Annotated in this window: 17 protein-coding genes; 10 read left to right on the forward strand and 7 right to left on the reverse strand. The window is 55.6% G+C overall.

Annotated features, from left to right (window positions below; translation table 11 throughout):
* Positions 1-26: 26 nt before the first annotated feature.
* Positions 27-2,399, forward strand: coding sequence for an efflux RND transporter permease subunit (locus ACH3PB_RS17270; protein WP_416396685.1), 2,373 nt, complete (start codon positions 27-29; stop codon positions 2,397-2,399).
* Here the strand turns inward: ACH3PB_RS17270 and ACH3PB_RS17275 are convergent.
* The 3 genes from ACH3PB_RS17275 to xdp1 all read right to left on the reverse strand — a co-directional run bounded on the left by ACH3PB_RS17275 (position 2,322) and on the right by xdp1 (position 6,790).
* Entirely contained in the window at positions 2,322-4,814 is a 2,493-nt protein-coding gene (locus ACH3PB_RS17275; RefSeq protein WP_416396686.1) for a putative bifunctional diguanylate cyclase/phosphodiesterase, read from the reverse strand. The genes ACH3PB_RS17270 and ACH3PB_RS17275 overlap by 78 nt on opposite strands.
* A gap of 736 nt (positions 4,815-5,550) precedes the next feature.
* Positions 5,551-5,730 carry a hypothetical protein gene (locus ACH3PB_RS17280; protein WP_416396687.1) on the reverse strand — a complete coding sequence of 60 codons (180 nt, stop codon included), beginning with the start codon at positions 5,728-5,730 and terminating at the stop codon, positions 5,551-5,553.
* 295 nt (positions 5,731-6,025) lie between these two features.
* Positions 6,026-6,790 (reverse strand): exosortase-dependent surface protein XDP1, encoded by a 765-nt coding sequence (gene xdp1, locus ACH3PB_RS17285; protein WP_416396688.1) that lies wholly within the window; start codon positions 6,788-6,790, stop codon positions 6,026-6,028.
* 310 nt (positions 6,791-7,100) lie between these two features.
* On the opposite strand from xdp1, the gene ACH3PB_RS17290 reads away from it, so the two are divergent.
* From ACH3PB_RS17290 to folE, 8 genes are all read left to right on the forward strand, one after another.
* Positions 7,101-8,144 carry a GGDEF domain-containing protein gene (locus ACH3PB_RS17290; protein WP_416396689.1) on the forward strand — a complete coding sequence of 348 codons (1,044 nt, stop codon included), beginning with the start codon at positions 7,101-7,103 and terminating at the stop codon, positions 8,142-8,144.
* A gap of 16 nt (positions 8,145-8,160) precedes the next feature.
* Positions 8,161-8,616, forward strand: a complete 456-nt coding sequence (locus tag ACH3PB_RS17295; protein ID WP_416396690.1) for an NfeD family protein — start codon at positions 8,161-8,163, stop codon at positions 8,614-8,616.
* 69 nt (positions 8,617-8,685) lie between these two features.
* On the forward strand, positions 8,686-9,540 hold the full coding sequence (locus ACH3PB_RS17300) for an SPFH domain-containing protein (protein ID WP_416396691.1): 855 nt from the start codon (positions 8,686-8,688) through the stop codon (positions 9,538-9,540).
* A 27-nt stretch (positions 9,541-9,567) separates the two neighbouring features.
* Entirely contained in the window at positions 9,568-11,358 is a 1,791-nt protein-coding gene (locus tag ACH3PB_RS17305; RefSeq protein WP_416396692.1) for an ABCB family ABC transporter ATP-binding protein/permease, read from the forward strand.
* Positions 11,359-11,437: 79 nt separating this feature from the next.
* Entirely contained in the window at positions 11,438-12,508 is a 1,071-nt protein-coding gene (locus tag ACH3PB_RS17310; protein WP_416396693.1) for a rhodanese-related sulfurtransferase, read from the forward strand.
* Positions 12,502-13,368 (forward strand): 23S rRNA (adenine(2030)-N(6))-methyltransferase RlmJ, encoded by an 867-nt coding sequence (locus tag ACH3PB_RS17315; RefSeq protein ID WP_416396694.1) that lies wholly within the window; start codon positions 12,502-12,504, stop codon positions 13,366-13,368. Before ACH3PB_RS17310 ends, ACH3PB_RS17315 begins: the two co-directional genes overlap by 7 nt.
* A 13-nt stretch (positions 13,369-13,381) precedes the next feature.
* Complete coding sequence (folM, locus tag ACH3PB_RS17320) at positions 13,382-14,104, forward strand: dihydromonapterin reductase (RefSeq protein ID WP_416396695.1); 723 nt, start codon at positions 13,382-13,384, stop codon at positions 14,102-14,104.
* 91 nt (positions 14,105-14,195) lie between these two features.
* Complete coding sequence (gene folE / locus ACH3PB_RS17325) at positions 14,196-14,756, forward strand: GTP cyclohydrolase I FolE (protein WP_416396696.1); 561 nt, start codon at positions 14,196-14,198, stop codon at positions 14,754-14,756.
* Positions 14,757-14,817: 61 nt separating this feature from the next.
* Here the strand turns inward: folE and ACH3PB_RS17330 are convergent, their stop codons facing one another.
* The gene (locus ACH3PB_RS17330; RefSeq protein WP_416396697.1) at positions 14,818-14,997 is read right to left on the reverse strand and encodes a hypothetical protein; all 180 of its coding nucleotides are present in this window, start codon (positions 14,995-14,997) and stop codon (positions 14,818-14,820) included.
* Between the two features lie 144 nt (positions 14,998-15,141).
* Here ACH3PB_RS17330 and ACH3PB_RS17335 point away from each other — a divergent pair, with 144 nt between their 5' ends.
* Positions 15,142-16,206 carry an AraC family transcriptional regulator ligand-binding domain-containing protein gene (locus ACH3PB_RS17335; RefSeq protein ID WP_416396698.1) on the forward strand — a complete coding sequence of 355 codons (1,065 nt, stop codon included), beginning with the start codon at positions 15,142-15,144 and terminating at the stop codon, positions 16,204-16,206.
* A 1-nt stretch (position 16,207) separates the two neighbouring features.
* On the opposite strand, the gene ACH3PB_RS17340 is transcribed toward ACH3PB_RS17335, so the two are convergent.
* Genes ACH3PB_RS17340 through ACH3PB_RS17350 form a run of 3 tightly spaced genes read right to left on the reverse strand, consistent with a single transcriptional unit; the run spans position 16,208 to position 18,183 of the window.
* The gene (locus ACH3PB_RS17340; RefSeq protein WP_416396699.1) at positions 16,208-16,975 is read right to left on the reverse strand and encodes an iron chelate uptake ABC transporter family permease subunit; all 768 of its coding nucleotides are present in this window, start codon (positions 16,973-16,975) and stop codon (positions 16,208-16,210) included.
* 8 nt (positions 16,976-16,983) lie between these two features.
* Entirely contained in the window at positions 16,984-17,745 is a 762-nt protein-coding gene (locus tag ACH3PB_RS17345; protein WP_416396700.1) for an ATP-binding cassette domain-containing protein, read from the reverse strand.
* Positions 17,746-18,183, reverse strand: coding sequence for a chemotaxis protein CheW (locus tag ACH3PB_RS17350; protein ID WP_416396701.1), 438 nt, complete (start codon positions 18,181-18,183; stop codon positions 17,746-17,748).
* Positions 18,184-18,194 lie beyond the last annotated feature (11 nt).

The raw sequence follows: 18,194 nt of genomic DNA on the forward strand, positions 1-18,194 counted from the left end.
TCGATAACAAGAAATAGCAGGCTCCAGTGAATCACGATCAGTCCTTCAACAGCACCGCCCGTGTGCTGACCGAAAAACGCTGGGCGCTGGCGATTGCCAGTGTTCTGGTCATTGTTCTGGCGGCGCTCGGCCTGCCGAAGCTGCAGTTCGAAAGCAGCTACAAAATCTTCTTCAGCCCCGAAAATCCTCAGTTGATGGCGCAGGATCTGCTCGAGCGAACCTACACCAAAGACGACAGTGTGATGTTCGTTTTCGAGCTGGCGGATGGAAAGGTTTTCACGCCCGACACCTTGTCGATGCTCAGAAGCTTCACCGACGAAGCCTGGCAGATTCCCTATTCGTTGCGGGTAGATTCGCTCACCAACTACCAGTATTCACGCGGTGAAGCCGACGATCTGATTGTTGAAGATTTCATCACGGACGATGTACTGGAGGCGGATGAGGACCGCGAGGCCGAGCTGGCGCGAAAGCAGACGCTCGCGCTTTCTGAGCCGCAGCTGGTGCACAACCTGGTCTCTGACAAGGCTCATACGACAGCTGTCCTGGTCACTTTGCAGCTGCCTGACGTACAGGCGGACGCAGACGAAGCCACGGCCGAAGTCGTGAGCTATGCGCGCGAACTGGCCGGGAAATACGAGGCAGCGCACAAGGGCCTCAAGGTCCATATGATCGGTCAGACTATCGTAAATGCAACCTTCGTAGAGATGTCATCCTACGACTCGATGGTGCTCATTCCCATCATGCTGCTGGTCATCGTGGGCTTTCTTGTTCTGTTGCTGAAATCCTTCATGGGCATGCTGGCCACACTGGTCATCATCATCAGCAGTGTAGTCTTCACTCAAGGTGTAACTGGCTGGATCGGGTATTCACTGAATCAGGTTAACGTCGCCAGTCCCATCATCATTCTCACGCTCGCTGTCTGCGACTGCGTGCATATTCTCAATACCTATTTCCATCAGCTTGCTGAGGGTGATCGCAAGCTGGCTGCCATGAAGGAAAGTCTTCGTGTGAATCTCAAGCCAGTCATACTGACCAGTGTGACCACGGCTGTGGGCTTTGCGAGCATGAACTTCAGCGACTCACCGCCTTTCCGCGAGCTTGGTAATATTGCTGCCATCGGTGTCATGGCGGCCTGTGTCCTGAGTCTCACACTGTTTCCGGCACTGATGGTGCTACTGCCGATCGGAAAGGCAGCACGAACGGAAGGGCGATTCAAACTGTCGCGCTTCGTGCCTAACCTGCTGCGTTTTGAAAACCTGTATTTCTATGGCTCACTAGCCGTTGCCGGTATCCTGATCGTGTTCCTGTTCAAGAACGAACTCAACGACGACACGATTGCCTATTTTCACGAAGAGGTCCCCTTCCGTCAGGCCGCCGACTTCACCCAGGCTAATCTCACTGGTTTTGACACCATCAGTTACTCGCTCGATAGCGGCAGTGAAAGTGGTATCAGCGATCCGGCCTTTCAGGCCAAGGTCGACGCGTTTGCTGAGTGGTATCTAGCGCAGCCTGAAGTCGTGCACGTGAGCGTGTTCACAGATGTCATCAAGCGCCTGAACAAGAACCTGCATGCGGACGACGAGGCCTATTACCGACTTCCGGAGTCGAAGGAACTGGCTTCGCAATACCTGCTGCTTTATGAAATGTCGCTGCCATACGGTCTGGATCTGAACAATCAGATCAACGTCGACAAGTCGGCACTGAAGATGACAGTGCGCATCAAGGATCAGAAGGCGCAGGAGCTGATCAACATCGAGGAGCGGGCGCAGGGCTGGCTCGACAAGAATGCGCCCGAGCTCAAGACGCCTGGCGCCTCTATTTCCATCATGTTCGCCCATATTGGGCAGCGGAATATCAACAGCATGCTCATCGGCTCGCTCATGGCCCTGGTGCTGGTGACACTGACCCTGATGCTGGCCTTGAAGTCGGTCAAGTATGGCTTGATCAGCCTGTTGCCCAACGCCTTCCCGGCAGCCATCGCCTTTGGCATCTGGGGTATTTTCGTCGGAGAAGTGAATCTGGCCGTGGCGGTCATCTTTGCCATCACGCTCGGAATCGTCGTCGATGATACCGTGCACTTCATCACCAAATACCTGCGCGGTGTTCGAGAGCATCACCTGAAGGCCGAACAGGCCATCGGCTATGCGTTCGATATCGTCGGGAAGGCCCTGATCATCACCACCGTCGTACTCGCCGCGGGATTTTTCGTGCTGAGCCAGTCCAGTTTCGCGGTGAACTCATCGATGGGGCTGATGGTATCCATGACGATCATCATTGCGCTGATCTGGGACTTTATCTTCCTGCCAATCCTTCTGGTCAAGCTAGACCGAGGTCAACGCATCACGGCGACTGAGCAGGAGCTCCCGGAAAGCCTGGGCGCCAACCGGTCGGCTGTATAGATAGCCCTGATAGTTATCGCAGCCGTTGTCTCTGAGCAAATCGAGATGCGGCTGCGTCTCCACACCTTCGGCGACGACTTCGAGCTTCAGATGGCGCGCCAGCCTGATGATGGTCTGCAGAATCGCTGCATCATTACTGGTCGCGTCGATGGCGTCCTTGACGAAGCTGCGGTCGATTTTCAGTACGTCGACCGGCAGCAGCTTCAGATAGCTCAATGAGGAGTACCCAGTCCCGAAATCGTCCAGCGCGAAGCGCACACCCATGCTGCGCAGGGCCTCGATCTTTTGCATGGTGCCACGGATGTCCTGCATGACGGTCGATTCCGTGATCTCGAGCTCTATGCTGGTTGGCTGTACGTCATAGACACGAAGTCGCTGAATGATTTTCTCAACGAAGCTGGCATCGAAAAACTGTGATGGACTGATGTTGACTGACAGTCTTGCCGTCTGGGGCCAGACGCCCTCACGCTGCCATTGCTGCAGTTGCCCAAAGGCGAGATCGATAACGGCATCACCAGCTTCAAGCATAAAACCACTCTGCTCGAGCGCCGTGATGAAAACATCCGGATAGACCATACCCTTATTTGGATGGTTCCAGCGCAGCAGACATTCAGCACCAATGATGACGTTGTCTGTGACCCGGACCAGGGGCTGGAAGTGCAGGCAGAACTCGCTGTCTTTCAGAGCCCGACGCAGGTCAAGTTCAAGGTCGAGTTGCTGGCGTACGGCCAGTTTCATCGACTCTGTGAACATGCGGTAGACCGAACCGCCCTGCTGCTTGGCCTGGAACAGTGCGGTATCTGCCGATCGAAGCACGGACTCGGCAGTGCTATCAGCATCAGGGTAGAGCGCGATACCGATGCTACTGTTGATGTGGAACTCGCCAGCCTGCAGCGAAAATGCACGCTTGAGCTCTCGCAATATAGTCTGTGCTATGAACTCGGCGCCCGTGGCCGCATCCGAGGGTTGCTTGCCGAGATCCGGTGCGAGGATGCCAAACTCATCTCCACCAATCCGGCCAATCGTGACTTCCTCATGAAGGATCTGTCGCAGATGTCGCGACACCTGTACCAGGAGCTCATCGCCGGCTGAGTGGCCGAATGAATCATTGATCGTCTTGAAGCTATCAAGGTCGAGAATCATGAAAGCGCCGTAAGCGGCGTTGTTCCGGCTCCGGGTAATGTCGAAGCCAAGCCGGTCGAGCGTGAGGCGTCGGTTCGGCATGCCGGTAAGCAGGTCTTCGAATGCAAGCTGATCGATCTTGTCCTGAGCCTCGATGCGGTCAGTCACGTCGTGTGCGATGACGAGCGTACAGTCGCGGCCAAGCGATTCCATCGGCAACTGCATCGACTCGATCCAGCGGCGATCGCCTATGGCGTTGGAGAGCAGCATCTTTTCATACTGCCGAGGCAGCCGCTTGTTCTCGCTCCTGGCATCCTTCAGTTTCTGGCGGTAGTGATCGTACCGAGCCTTCAGCTGCTCGGCTTCGGTTTCGCTAATCGGCGCCTGCAGCTCGCTGTGACGCTTGCCTATAAGGGCATCCATGTTATTGCCATAGAATTCGGTGAAGGCCCTGTTGCACTGGAGGATTGTGTCGTCGGCAGCTCGTGCAAAAATCATGTGTGGCACGGTATCCATGATCAGCTTGAGCTGCGATGAACTCTCCTTGACGTTGCGCTCTGCAATGGCGTGTGACTCAAGCAGTTCACGGGTGCGAATCGCAAATGCATTGAAAGTATCAGCAAGTTCGCCCAATTCGTCATTGGCATGACGCGGATCAACGGTCACAGGCGCGCGGCTGATGTTGTCGGGATCCACTGTCCGGATGGTCCGCGTCATCTTGTGCAGAGGGGAGGTCAACAGTCGCCTGAGCGCATAAACCAGTATCAGGCCAAGCACGAGGCCCTTGATCAGCCCCAGCCCCAGCATCCGTCCAGCCCGGGCGAAGAAGGGCAGGAAAGCCTGGTTCATGTCGAACTCCAGCCTTAGTTCACCGGTGACACTGGCATCATCAAGATTCGCCGCTGAGAGCGGCGCTGAAATCTGCCGCTGTGGCTCGTTCAGCAGTCCGGTCAGCAAACTGGTCGCTGAAGATTTGGCAGGCTTCTCAATGGCTGCCAGGGTTTCGCCGAATTCATCAGTCACATAAGCGGCTGTCACGGCATCATGAAGTACGAGTCCTTCGACCACTTCCTCCGCAAGTTGCGGATCCAGCGTCTGCAGTGCTCGTCTGGCTGGAGGGACGGCGGTGTTGGCTATACGCGCGAACAGTTGATCGAGTGCCTCACTATGCTGGCGATAGTCGAGCGCAATCTGCACGACGCTCAGAAGCATTCCAAGTGCGACGGATAGAACAAGTATGGTCTTCGTGAGTTTCCAGGCCAGGCGCTGCCGTGCGGGTCCTGAAGTTGTCATTGTAGCTGACGCTGTAGAAGTATGGACACGTGGGTCGCTCAGTTATCGGCGGCTAGACGTTGAATGACCAAAGTGGCATTGATCGCCAAATTAACCACAAGCTTTAAATCAATATAGTTCATTTCGATATCTTGGCCCATTTCCATTCGGTCGCGCTCAGTCTGATGGCGATTCACGCCAGGCTGCCAGTACCGTTACAGCACTCTGTCGACTCGAAATGAACCAATGTGTATTCGAAGCTGACAGTATTCAACGACATATGCAACGCGCGCGGATCTCGCGAGCGCTATCTATGACAAAGAGCGTGCTGGAGGTGTGGGCTCTGGTCGCTTTTGGCGAAACAGGACCAGGCGGACAGCGACTCGGCAGGGGAGTAGGCACACACGTGCTCGTTCACCTTTCAGTATTTTGAACATACCTGTCGAGTTCATGAGGTTGCAGAAGCAAGTGTTTGATTTCGTGACCTCGGGAACTACTTAATCAAAATGGCGCGTTTGACGCAAGTCCTTCATGATCAAGGGTGGCTAATCGAGGGAACGCTGGTGCTGCAGCTGGTCATTGAACACCCAGGTCACTGAATTTGAAAGCAGTTTCTGAAGGGGGAGAAAACAGAATTTTCGAAAGATTGCTTGGCGGACTTCGAATCGCCAAATTCCTTTAGATCGCATTGCTCTGAGACAAAAGCAATTCTGTCGACAATGTAATATATATAACTGGATTGTAGTTTTAGTGGTGTTCAGAGATCTGACGCATTAGGCGTTCCGCCGGACATGACCTGGCTAATAGCATCCGCCTCTGCCATCAAGACCAGCTCTCGCAAGGTAGATCCTTTACTGCCCCGGCGTTCGATCTGCGCAAGCTTTGCCTCATACAGCTTCTGTAACTTATTGTGCTGGCAGTTCTTTTCCTGATTCATGTCCAAAGATCCTCGGCTTATTGTCTGTAGATCCATTTTCTGTCTCTGCGCGGAAGTCAATTTTCTGGCTCTTTGCGGCCGGTCCTTCGTCTTGTTCACTTAACAAGCAACGACCCTGCCAACATGCAGCTCATCTGTTCTGGATAGGTACTTGTCGCAGCGCCGCCAGGTGAAAGTTGGCAAGACAATAGTTGGCGCCATGCTGGGTAGCAAGTGAGCAGGCAAAAAAAAGCGTCTTGCGACGCTTTTAGATGATCATGAGCTCAGTGATTGTCTCCTGAGTACCCGCAGTGCTTTAACTGCGCGAGCTTGCGAGCCGTCGCATGCCAAGACCGGCCATTGCCAGACTGAACAGGGCCAGTGTGCCTGACACCGGTACCGGGTTCGGCTCTTCACCAGATTGCGGCAGAGACACCCTGAGGCCATCAATTTTAAACTGATCGTTGCCAGTGCTGAAGCCGGCGTTGCCGAATGCCGGGTTGTAAGCGCCTATGAGCCAGGTTGACGAGACGAAATTATGAGCGTTCACAGCAGTGTTAGAGACGTTTGCATATTGACCGACCAGCGACCAGCCACTGGCGCCGAGTCCGCTATATGTGTCGTTGGGACCGAAGCCGGCGAATGACCCGCCGCCAAAGCCAAGTACACTCATGTCGGAATCCTTGCCGATCCAACCCAGTGAGATACCGCTGAGACTGACGTCGCTGCTGAACGAAAGCAGAAGCATGTCGTAGTCAGCCCATCCGAGGAATGAATCCGCTGAGTTGTCGATGCTGTGGCTCGCACTGCTGCACCTTGAGCTTACGATTTCATCTCTGTTGCAGACGCCAAGACCGTTCCAGGCACCAATGACGGCGCTACGGAGCTTGTCATCGAAGAGTCCGCCGGTATCCGATAGGGCTCTGACGGTCAGGCCAAGGCCGGAAGATTCGTAGGTAAGGCTACTGTAGTAGCTGCCGTAGCTGGTGCCCTCAAGCAGATTAAAATTGATTGTGCTGGCCTGGACACTTGCACATGAAATAACGGCGGCGATACCTGAAGCGGCGACAAGACCTTTCATTGAAACTTCCTCTTCCTATCCTATATTTGAGACAGCAGAACCAAGATTCAGACGCTGGTTCTCTTCATGGACCCAGACAACATACGGGTCCTGGCTGGCTTAAAGCATTTTTCGGACCATGTATATAAAGTCCATATAAAACAGCGTGATAAAGATGAAGTGTAAATATTGTTGACGCGCTTGTGTATAATTATTAGACGGTGTTGCAGAGTCTTGCAGAGTCAGATGGGACACGTCATTGACGTCAGATAACCTACGAAAAACACAACGGCGCCGAGAAAAACTGGCGTTATCGACGTCAGTGTCGTACATGCTGACCTGGCTGACCTTTGCCGTCGCATGGGCCGTGGGCGTATTTCCTGGAAAGTATCTCTTTCATCTGCTGTTGATGACGATATTCGTCAGCGTGGGATTCTGGCTAGTCTTTCGACTCGACCTCAATTTGCGCTTCAAAGACAAGGATCTGACCGCAGAGCAGATGGCAATTTCGCTCATCCCGCCGCTGTACGCTCTCTTCTACCTGGACAACCCTCAGGCCAGAAGTAGCATTCTGCTCATCATATTCATCCCACTCGTGTATGGAATACTGGGCCTGCGGCGCAAGCAGTTCGTGCGTATAGGTCTGCTGAACTTCCTGTTTTGCATGCTGTTGATAGTTGGCCTGTGGTCGCTTCGACCCGCTTACGTCGATTTGCGCATAGAAATGGTCCAGCTGACGGCCTTACTCGTCGTCATTGGCCAGTTGATAGTGATTGGCGGTTACATCAGTGAGCTGCGAAGCAGATTGCGCAAGAACAATGTTCAGCTTGAGGAGGCGCTCGAAACCATCAAGGAAATGGCAAGTACCGATGAACTGACCGGGCTGGCGAACAGACGGGCGCTGCTTGAAAAGATTGAGCTGGAGTTCAGCCGTTGCAGTCGTGGCGGGCCGGGTTTCAGTGTCTGTCTGGTCGATGTCGATTTTTTCAAGCGAATCAACGACAGCTACGGCCACCATGCCGGTGATGAGGTTCTCAGGGAGCTGGCGCAGACGATGAAGGCGTGTCTGCGCAAGATTGACTGTGTCGGGCGCTTTGGTGGCGAGGAATTTCTGCTTGTCTTGCCTCAGACTTCGCTGGAGGGCGCTGTGCTGAAATCCGAGCGCCTGCGCGAAGTTGTGGAAGGTCTGCGGTTCGACTCGATCGAAGCGGGCCTTGTGGTGACGATCTCGATCGGCGTGGCCCAGTATGACTGCAAGGAAAACTTTGAGCAGACTATTGCCCGGGCGGACACTGCGCTATACGCTGCCAAGAACAGAGGCCGCAATCGGACCGTGTCAGAACTCGATATCGAGGCCTCCTCCGCACCCGCCTGACAGGAATTCTTTCAGCATGTCAGCTTTCGAACTCGTTTACTGGCACTGGCTGCTCCTTGGCATGATTCTCGTCATCGCCGAAGTGTTCATAGCAAGCTTCATTTTCTTCTGGTTTGGTATAGCCGCTTTTTTCATGGCTGTGCTCCTGCTGTTTACGCAGCCCTCACTTGAAATTCAACTGCTGATATGGGGCGCGACATCATTGGGGCTTCTCGTGCTGTGGAATATTCTTTTAAGGCCTCGGTGGAAGGATCGCACCCGTTCAGGCATGGCCAGCGAAGCACTCAAGGGGCAAATCGGTCAGGTCTATGAAGTTGAGCTTGACCCCAGCCGGGGCAAGTTGAGGTTTGCAGTGCCCATTCTTGGCGACGATGAGTGGCGTTTCCTGTCCCATACAACCTTCAGTGTCGGCGACCGGGCTCGAGTGGTCGATATTTCCGGCAACACACTGGTGATCGAAAAGGCCAGCTGAGACGCCAGCAGGTGGGCTGTTGTCCGTCATAATCATTTTGCGTTTTCGACTTAATCAGGGGTACAGGTTATGGGTCAGGAATCATTAATCGTTGTTGTCGTCTTCGTCATACTTGTCGCAGTTACCATTGCGATGGGTGTGCGTATCGTGCCGCAAGGCTACAAGCACATCGTTCAGCGGCTGGGGAAATACCAGCGCACCTTGAACCCCGGCCTCAATCTCATCATCCCCTATGTCGATCAGGTGCCGTACAAGATCACCACCAAGGATATCGTATTGGACATACCGTCACAGGAAGTCATCACCCAGGACAACGTGACGATCAAGGCCAATGCGGTGGCATATATCAATATCGTGGCGCCTGAGAAAGCGGTCTATGGTGTTGAAGAGTATGAAATGGCCATAAGGAATCTGGTGCAGACTGCCCTGCGATCTATCATCGGTGAACAGACGCTGGACGAGGCGCTATCTTCACGTGACAAGATCAAGCTCCGCCTGCGGGAGTCGATTTCGGATGACATCGCTGACTGGGGTATTAACCTGAAGACGGTCGAGATCCAGGACATCAATCCCTCCACCACCATGCAGCTGGCGATGGAGGAGCAGGCAGCGGCCGAGCGGCAACGGCGAGCTACGGTCACCCGGGCCGAGGGTCAGAAACAGGCTGCGATACTCGAGGCCGATGGTCGCCTGGAAGCGTCACGTCGTGACGGTGCGGCTCAGGTGGTTCTGGCAGAAGCCAGTGGAGAGGCCCTGGAGCGAGTGGCCAAGGCAATCGGTAATGAGGACCTGCCGATTACTTATCTGCTAGGCGAGAAGTACATCGCCGCCCTGGCCGAACTGTCCACCTCAGCCAATGCCAAGACGGTCGTACTGCCAGCTGATCTGCCTGCTGCACTCAAGGGGTTCATCAATCGAAGCTGAGATGGTGCGTAGTACCGGAGCCTTTCGATGAGGGGCTACGGCCAACACGACGACAGTCCCGCGGGTGAACTGAGTCTCAGGACGCTCAAGTCGCTGCTGCCTTTCCTGGCAGACTTCCGCGGGCGGATCGCGATTGCGCTGCTTTGCCTGATCGCTGCCAAGCTCGCGACTGTCGCGCTTCCCTTTGTGTTGAAAGCTGTCGTGGATGATCTCGACCCGAGTCAGGTCGAGAGTGCCGTCCTCGTGCTGCCGCTGGCCTTGCTGATCGCCTACGGCGTGCTGCGTTTTGCCAATACTCTGTTCAGCGAACTGCGCGACACGCTCTTTGGTCGCGTGACTGAACGTGCGATGCGACACATTGGCCTGCGGGTCTTCAGTCATCTGCATTCGCTTGAACTGAACTACCATCTCAATCGCAATACGGGTGGTGTCGCCAGAGACATTGAACGCGGCGTAAGCGGCGTCGGTTTCATCCTGCGCTTCATGGTGTTCAACATCATTCCCACCATTCTGGAAGTTGCGCTGGTCATCGGGCTATTGCTGATGCGCTATAACCCCTGGTTTGCGCTCATCATGCTGATTGCTGTGGTGGTTTATGTCGGTTATTCGATCAAGGTCACCGAGTGGCGCACTGAGTATATCCGCGAGGCCAATCGGGCCGATTCGCAAAGTAATACCAGGGCGATCGACAGCCTGATCAACTATGAGACCGTCAAGTACTTCAATAACGAAGCCTTCGAAACCAGACACTACGATACAGACCTTGCGGCCTGGGAGAATGCGCGACGCAAGAACCGGCTCTCGCTGTTCGCGCTTAATGGTGGCCAGGCGCTTATCATCGGCTGTGCCATGACGGCCATGCTCATTCTGGCAGCCAGTGAAGTGGTTGCAGGCAACATGACGCTGGGCGACTTTGTGCTCGTCAACGCGTTCACGATGCAGCTCTTCATGCCACTGAACTTTCTCGGCTTCGTGTACCGGGAGATGAAGGGTTCGCTGGCGAGCATGGAGCAGATGTTCCGCCTGCTGGAAATCAAGCCGGCGATCAGCGATGCCGATGATGCCGAGCCCCTGCGACTGGGCCCCGGGCGTGTAGAATTCCGCAAGCTGAGCTTTGGGTATCGGCCGGATCGGCCAATCCTGAGACAGCTCGACTTCACGGTTGATGCCGGGACAAAGCTGGCCGTGGTCGGTGACAGCGGTGCGGGCAAGTCGACCTTGGTAAAGTTGCTCTATCGATTCTATGATCCCACCGAGGGGGCGATTCTTATCGATGGGCAGGACATCCGTCAGTGCACACAGGCTTCCGTCAGGGCCAATATCGGTATTGTTCCGCAAGACACAGTGCTGTTCAACACGACCCTGGGCGAGAACATCCGTTACGGGCGCAGCGATGCCACTGATGAGGAAATTGCCACTGTCATCGCCATGGCGCATCTCGATGTCTTCGTAGAAGCGCTGCCAGAGGGGCTGGACACACTGGTCGGCGAGCGCGGTCTCAAGCTCAGTGGTGGTGAGAAGCAGCGGGTGGCGATTGCACGAACACTGCTGAAAAATCCGGGCATCCTGGTATTCGATGAAGCGACATCTTCGCTCGACTCAAAAGTAGAGCGTTCGATCGTCGATGCGCTCAATGCCATGGCGACCGGCCGCACCACGATCGTGATTGCCCACAGGCTTTCTACCATTGTTGATGCCGATGTCATTCTGGTGATGCGCGACGGCCGCATTGTCGAGCGGGGTACTCATGCCACCTTGCTGGCTTCCAAGGGGGTCTACAGTGAGCTGTGGCGGGCACAGGATACTGCCAGTGCGTAGTGAGTCGTGGTAAACTGATCGTTTTGCACGCACCGGATTTACGGTCCGGCCTGCTGAACACACAAAGAGACTCGCCATCATGTCCGATGAGTTTGCCAAGGGCACGGTTCTGTCCAATGAGCCGTCCGAGGCGTTGCCGATCACCGTCGCTGCGCTCTACCGCTTTATCGATCTGCCAGCCTATGAGCGCCTGCGTGAACCGCTGCTGGAGGCCATGAAAACCTACGAGGTTCGTGGCACGCTGTTATTGGCTGCAGAAGGGATCAACGGCACAGTCGCGGCCGAGCACGGCAATATGAAGACGTTTCTGCAGTTCCTGCAGGACCAGCCACCATTTGCTGCGATGACGGTAAAGCGCTCCTATTGTGCAGCGCCACCGTTCTATCGATCCAAGGTCAAGTTGAAACGTGAAATCGTGACCATGGGTGTCGAGACGGTCGACCCCAAGAAAGTCGTTGGCACCTACGTGCAGCCAAAGGACTGGAATGATCTGATCAGTGACCCAGAGGTCCTGGTGATCGACACCCGCAATACTTACGAAACCAGGGTGGGCAAATTCGAAGGTGCAGTCGACCCGGGTACAGATTCCTTCCGCTCTTTTCCTGCCTATGTGGCGAGCAACCTGGACAAGCAGGTCCACCGCAAGGTCGCAATGTACTGCACCGGCGGCATTCGCTGCGAAAAGAGTACCGCCTATCTCAAGCAGCAAGGTTTTGAAGAGGTTTATCATCTCGAAGGCGGCATTCTGCGTTATCTGGAAGAAGTGCCAGCATCCGAGAGCCTGTGGCGCGGTGAATGTTTCGTTTTTGACAACCGGGTTACAGTCGACCACCAGCTGAAACAGGGCTCCTACGATCAATGCCACGCCTGCCGCATGCCGGTAACGGCTGAGGAGCAGCAGGATGAGCGCTTTCAGGCGGGCGTCAGCTGTCCGCACTGCTTCGATGCGGTACCGCCAGAGCGCCGACAGCGTTTCGAAGAACGTGAAAAACAGATGAGACTCGCCAAAAGCCGTGGCGAGGCCCACATCGGTCTGGATGCTGCCGAAGTGCTGGCCAAGAAGCAGGCCGAGAAACGCCGCCAGGCCAAAAATAAGGCTCTGCAGGCCGAACTGCTCGAGCGTGGTAACGGGAGCCAGGCCGGGTGCTGAGCTATCAGCATGCCTACCACGCCGGCAACTTTGCAGATGTGCACAAGCACCTGCTGCTGTCCCGCGTGCTCGCCTATCTCAATCTGAAACCCGCCGGCTGGACCTGCTACGAAACTCATGCCGGCGATGGCATGTACGACCTTGCCAGTGTCGAGGCGCTCAAGACGGGCGAGGCGGAAGCCGGCATAAAACGGCTGCTGAATGAGTCAGCTCGAGATCTCACTCTGCCTGAAGTCATGCAGACCTATGTCGACATTGTGCGCGCCCAGCTCGATCAGCAAAGATATCCGGGCTCACCAGGTATAGCGCTCGGCTTGGCGCGCGAACAGGATGCGCAGGTGCTCTGTGAGTTGCATCCTGCCGCCTTCGCCGCCTTGCATGGCTGGGCGAGTTCGGCGCGACGGCATTCGGGTGCGCGTATCTCCGTGCACCAGCGGGATGGCTTCGAAGGTGTTGCAGCGCTCAGCCCCCCAGCTGGCGGACGAGGCGTGGTGTTAATCGACCCGAGCTATGAAATCAAGGCTGATTACGAAACCATTCCGCTGTGGACCGCTGCCCTCTTGCAGCGCTGGCGAGGCGCTGTGGTCATGCAGTGGTATCCGATACTGGCGAAGGCAGGGCATGCTGAAATTCTGGCCACGATGAAAGCAGCCTTGCCACCGACGACGGGTGTCCGGCTCACCGTAGAGTGGTCTGCAACCGGTTCTGCCGGCATGCGGGGCGATCGAACACCGGGTATGTCCGGCAGCGGCATGGTCATCACCAATGCGCCGTGGACGCTCGCCGACGAGCTGGCGGGGATCAAGGACTGGTTGAACGAACACCTTTCAATTGTTCAGCGAATCGAGGTATCACCCTGAGGTTCCTGTTGTCATGAGTCTTGAGAAATCGGTTGTGGTCATCACCGGTGGTTCCCGCAGGGTAGGCCTGCATTGCGCCCGAACGCTTCGTCATCTCGGCTGTGAGGTGCACATCACCTATCGCAGTGATCGCCCCGATATCGATGTCTTGAGAACTGAAGGCGTCATCTGCCATCAGGTAGATTTCGAAGAGGATGACAGCCTGAATCGCTGGCTGGACTTCCTGCGAAAAGACGCACCGCCAATGCGCGCACTGGTGCATAATGCGTCGCTCTGGCTGCCTGACTCGGACCCGGCAACCGATTACCAGACCACCATCAGACGAATGAATCGGATTCACTGCGAGGCACCATATCTGATGAACATGGCTGCTGCGGAACGTCTCAGGCTCGGTGGCAGTCCACTGAGCGATATCGTTCACATTACGGACTATGTGATTGAAAAGGGCAGCGATAATCATATTGCCTACGCTGCGAGCAAGGCTGCCCTTGATGGTATGGCGAGAAGCTTTGCCAAGCGGTTCGCCCCACTGATCAAGGTCAACAGTATCGCGCCGTCACTACTCATGTTCCAGGAGGACGACGACCTCGAGTACCGAAGGAAAACGCTGGCCAAGTCAGCGCTGGGCGTTGAACCGGGCCCTCAGGTCATTGCCGACGCCCTCATTTATCTGCTGAACAATCGCTATATGACGGGACGCGTGATCGCACTCGACGGCGGCCGCAACATACGCTGATGCGGGCTTTTTAGCCGCAGCTCATCAATATGCAGTCAATGATCAATCAATTATCCGCTGCGCAGGCAGTAACCTGAACCAGGAGCCTAGTATGAGCGACACGCTTGCAGGACATTACAAGAGTATTCTCGAACTTATCGGTGAAGACACCACGCGTGAGGGCCTGCGGGATACGCCGGCTCGTGCGGCCAAAGCCATGCAGTATCTCTGCAAGGGCTATAACGATACCCTCGCCCAAATTGTCAATAACGCGATCTTCGAATCCGATACCGAGGAAATGGTCGTGGTGAAAGACATCGAGCTGTACTCGCTGTGTGAACACCATCTGCTGCCGTTTATGGGGCGCTGCCACATTGCCTATATTCCGAATGGCAAGGTTCTGGGTCTGTCGAAGTTCGCCAGGATCGTGGATATGTATGCTCGCCGCGCGCAGATCCAGGAGAACCTGACCAAGCAGATTGCGGAGGCGGTTGAGCAGGTTACAGGCGCCTACGGGGTGGGCGTGATCATCGAAGCCAAACATCTGTGCATGATGGCGCGTGGCGTAGAGAAGCAGAATAGTTCGATGATGTCATCGGTCATGCTCGGTAGCATTCGGACCAATCCGGCGACCAGGACCGAGTTTCTGACGCTGGTGAAGATGAATAAATAGCAGCCGAAAAAAAAGGGCGCTGAGCGCCCTAACACCTGTTTGACTGGTTAATGCCTGAATACTAGCGGTAGTACATACTGCCAAGATACGTAACTAACTCGGCGATATTCTTCTGGTCATCCGGGCATTGTGGAACGCAGATTCCACCCTTCTGATTGCCCTGGCGTTTGCTGCCACTGTCCATGCGCGCTTTACGCTTCTCTGACGGCAGTGACGCCTGCTGTGTATGTGTATTAGCCATAAAGCACCTCCATTAATCGAGTATCCATAGTAAGCTGCCACGATGGTATCGGCTTGACGAACAGTTGCTGTGTTTTGACAATTTGTTGCAAGATGCAGGCTACGGGATGCGGGTCAGGGCAATACAGGAGCGTGACAGAAACAGGTGGCAGATAAAGGTTCCAGCCAGAATCGGCATAGCTCCAAGCGCGGGGTGCCATCGGTCGCTGCTGCGTCCATTCAAAGTGTGTGTGCTTATCTGGAGTCGCAAAACTACAGTCTTGATGAGTGGCGCGAGCGTCATGGCTTGTCTCGTGATGATATCATGGCCCCAGACGGGCGCTTTCAGCTCACCGTGTTGCACGACGTGCTCGATCACGCAGTTGCCGTAACCAAAAATCCTTCAGTTGGCTTGCTCATCGGCGCCGTAATCAGCACGTCGAGCATGGGTGTGATCGGGCATATTCTCTTCAATAACCGCACCCTTGGTGAAGCGCTGACCCAGTATGTCCGGTTGGCTGCCCTGGTCAACGAGGGTCTTGCCGTAGAGCTTGAAGTCGATGATGGTGAAGCTATCGTCTCCTTCGATTACATTCAGCCGGAGCTGTATCACGCGGTGAACATCGACAGGATGCTCGTCCAGACGGTCGCTCGGGCGAAGAAATATGTGAGCGAGCAGGTCTACATGACCCGCGTCGGGTTCCATCATCCTGAGCCAGAGAGCCGGGCAGCCTATGTAGACTACTTCGACTGTCCGTTGAATTTTTCAGAGCCACGCTCGTACATTGCCTTCGAGGAGAAATTCCTAGACTTCGAGCTGCCGCAGCGCAACCCATATCTGCATCAGGCGCTGTCGCGTCAGGTGGAAAGCCTGCTGAGTCGGCTTCGACAGCGTCGCAGCCTCAGTGCCAGGGTCCGTCATCTCGTCAATGGTCGCTTGAGTCAGGGAGAGTTCGACGCGGAAGCCATCGCCAGTGAGCTCTGTGTTTCTCGCCACACCCTGTACCGCCGGCTGAAAGCCGAGGGCAACTCGTTTCATGACATCATAGAAAGTGCGCGGCGCGACAAGGCTGTGGCGTATCTACGCAAGAACAAATATGCCCTGAGCGAGATCGCCTTTCTGTTGGGATTCTCCGAGCTCAGTGCATTCAGTCGTGCTTTCAAACGCTGGACAGGTCAGAGCCCGGCGAGTTACCGGCGCAGCAATGGCTCAGGTGCAGGCAGGACCTGAGTTATCGGCTGATGAAGCGGCCGCCTATGAAGCTTGCAAGAAAGCAGAGAAAGGAGGCGAGTACGATTGATGGGCCTGAGGGCGCATCGATCCACCAGGCGCCGCACAGGCCGGCTACGACGGATATTGCGCCAATGATGCCGGCCAGTACCGCCATCATGCCCGGCGAGCGCGACAATGGCCGGGCGGCTGCTGCCGGTATGATCAGCATCGAGGTGACCAGCAGTAGACCCACCACCTTCATGGCCATCGCAATGACGAAGGCAATGATGGTGATCAGTACGATCTGTGACAGCATCGGATTGACCCCCTCCACCCTGGCCAGGTCCTCGTGCAGCGTAATCAGGATCAGCCGCCGCCAGTAATATATGAGCACCACTAGCGATACGACTGTGAGCATGGCTATGAAAGCGGTCTCTGACCAACCGGTAGTGAGTATATCGCCAAAGAGATAGCCCATGAGATCGACCGAAGGTGAGTCGAGCAACGCGATGGCGATCAGGCCGACCGACAATGAGCTATGGGCGAGTATGCCCAGCACAGTATCACTCGCGAAGTGCTGTTGCCGCTGAAGTACGAGCATCAACAGACCGACCAGCAGGCAGGCAGCTATAACCGCAAAGCCGTTGGGTACCTCGAACAGAATGCCCATGGCGATGCCGAGCAGTGCGGCGTGTGCCAGCGTATCACCAAAATAGGCCATTCTTCGCCAGACAATGAAGCAGCCAAGGGGGCCGGTGATGAGCGCCAGCGCTATGCCGGCGAGCATGGGGGCAGCTAGGAGTTCGAGCAGTGGTCGCCCTCCGCGACAGTCCCATCGGCGTGGTGGTGATGGTCATGGTGATGGTGATAGATGGCCAGCGTGTCGGCGGCGCGACGGCCAAACAGACTAACGAAGGCTGGATCGTTGGAAATACTTTCGGGATGCCCGGCGCAGCAGATATGACCGTTCAGGCACAACACATTATCCGTGTCCGCCATTACGAGATGCAGGTCATGTGAAATCAGCAGTATGCCGCAGTGGCGGATATCGCGGATCCGGCCGATCAGCTTGTAAAGTAGCTCCTGCCCATTGACGTCCACGCCCTGTGCCGGCTCGTCCAGTACGATAAGGTCTGCCTGCTGAGTAATCGCCCGCGCCAGCAATACCCGCTGGGTTTCACCGCCACTGAGCTGATGCAGGTTCTTATCAATGCAGTGGGCAACTTCGGTGAGCTCGAGTGCTTCCGCTATGCCAAGGAGCCTGCGTTTGCGTGCAAATGGAAGCGACACCGAGAGAAAGTCCCGAACGGTGAGTGGCATGGAGGAGTCAATATGGAAGCGCTGTGGAACATAGCTGATGCGCAGCCCAGGCGCCTTCTGAACCCGACCGGACGTCGGCTGCAGAATGCCCAGCGCGACCTTGCACAAGGTGGTCTTGCCGGCGCCATTCGGACCAATGACGGTCGTGATGCGGTCAGCCTCCAGCGTGAGGCTGATATGGCTCAGTATATTCTGCCCGCCGATCCTGACGTTGACATCCTCCATTGAAAGCAGCATTCAGGCGGTCTTTACAGCCTCGTAAACGCACTGCTCCATGTACTCCAGATCGGGAATGATGACTTCCTCACCACTGAAAGTGACGTACATGCTGATGACAGGATCGCCCGGCTTGTTCTCGCCCACATTCTCAGAGGGCGCGATTTCCTCACTCTTCACCTTGACCAGTCGCGGCAGACCGCGGGTTACGAAGGCGATAAAGGGCTGCGCCTGATGGTGTTCGCCGACCCCATTGGTCACCGCGATCCGGCCGCCTTCACGGATGAGATTGTTCTCATTGCCATCCATTGCTTCGGCCTGGACCAGGGGCACCTGCTGGCCTCGCCACTGTATGTGCCCAGCCAGCCACACTGGCCCATCGGGCAGGGGCGTAGGCTCACTGTACTCGATGATTTCAGCGACGCTGGTATTGGGAAGCAGAAAGTCTGTGTGCTTCATTGGTAGCAGCA

Source organism: Allohahella sp. A8 (genome assembly GCF_047946665.1).
Taxonomy (GTDB): Bacteria; Pseudomonadota; Gammaproteobacteria; order Pseudomonadales; family Oleiphilaceae; genus Allohahella.

Excerpts from the sequence above, each read along its gene's own strand:
- folM (WP_416396695.1), top strand. The coding sequence starts at position 13,382 with ATGAGTCTTGAGAAATCGGTTGTGGTCATCACCGGTGGTTCCCGCAGG.
- ACH3PB_RS17345 (WP_416396700.1), bottom strand. The coding sequence starts at position 17,745 with ATGCTGCTTTCAATGGAGGATGTCAACGTCAGGATCGGCGGGCAGAAT.
- ACH3PB_RS17300 (WP_416396691.1), top strand. The coding sequence starts at position 8,686 with ATGGGTCAGGAATCATTAATCGTTGTTGTCGTCTTCGTCATACTTGTC.
- ACH3PB_RS17310 (WP_416396693.1), top strand. The coding sequence starts at position 11,438 with ATGTCCGATGAGTTTGCCAAGGGCACGGTTCTGTCCAATGAGCCGTCC.
- xdp1 (WP_416396688.1), bottom strand. The coding sequence starts at position 6,790 with ATGAAAGGTCTTGTCGCCGCTTCAGGTATCGCCGCCGTTATTTCATGT.
- ACH3PB_RS17305 (WP_416396692.1), top strand. The coding sequence starts at position 9,568 with ATGAGGGGCTACGGCCAACACGACGACAGTCCCGCGGGTGAACTGAGT.
- ACH3PB_RS17295 (WP_416396690.1), top strand. The coding sequence starts at position 8,161 with ATGTCAGCTTTCGAACTCGTTTACTGGCACTGGCTGCTCCTTGGCATG.
- ACH3PB_RS17340 (WP_416396699.1), bottom strand. The coding sequence starts at position 16,975 with ATGCTCGCCGGCATAGCGCTGGCGCTCATCACCGGCCCCCTTGGCTGC.
- ACH3PB_RS17275 (WP_416396686.1), bottom strand. The coding sequence starts at position 4,814 with ATGACAACTTCAGGACCCGCACGGCAGCGCCTGGCCTGGAAACTCACG.
- folE (WP_416396696.1), top strand. The coding sequence starts at position 14,196 with ATGAGCGACACGCTTGCAGGACATTACAAGAGTATTCTCGAACTTATC.
- ACH3PB_RS17290 (WP_416396689.1), top strand. The coding sequence starts at position 7,101 with ATGCTGACCTGGCTGACCTTTGCCGTCGCATGGGCCGTGGGCGTATTT.
- ACH3PB_RS17350 (WP_416396701.1), bottom strand. The coding sequence starts at position 18,183 with ATGAAGCACACAGACTTTCTGCTTCCCAATACCAGCGTCGCTGAAATC.
- ACH3PB_RS17330 (WP_416396697.1), bottom strand. The coding sequence starts at position 14,997 with ATGGCTAATACACATACACAGCAGGCGTCACTGCCGTCAGAGAAGCGT.
- ACH3PB_RS17280 (WP_416396687.1), bottom strand. The coding sequence starts at position 5,730 with ATGAATCAGGAAAAGAACTGCCAGCACAATAAGTTACAGAAGCTGTAT.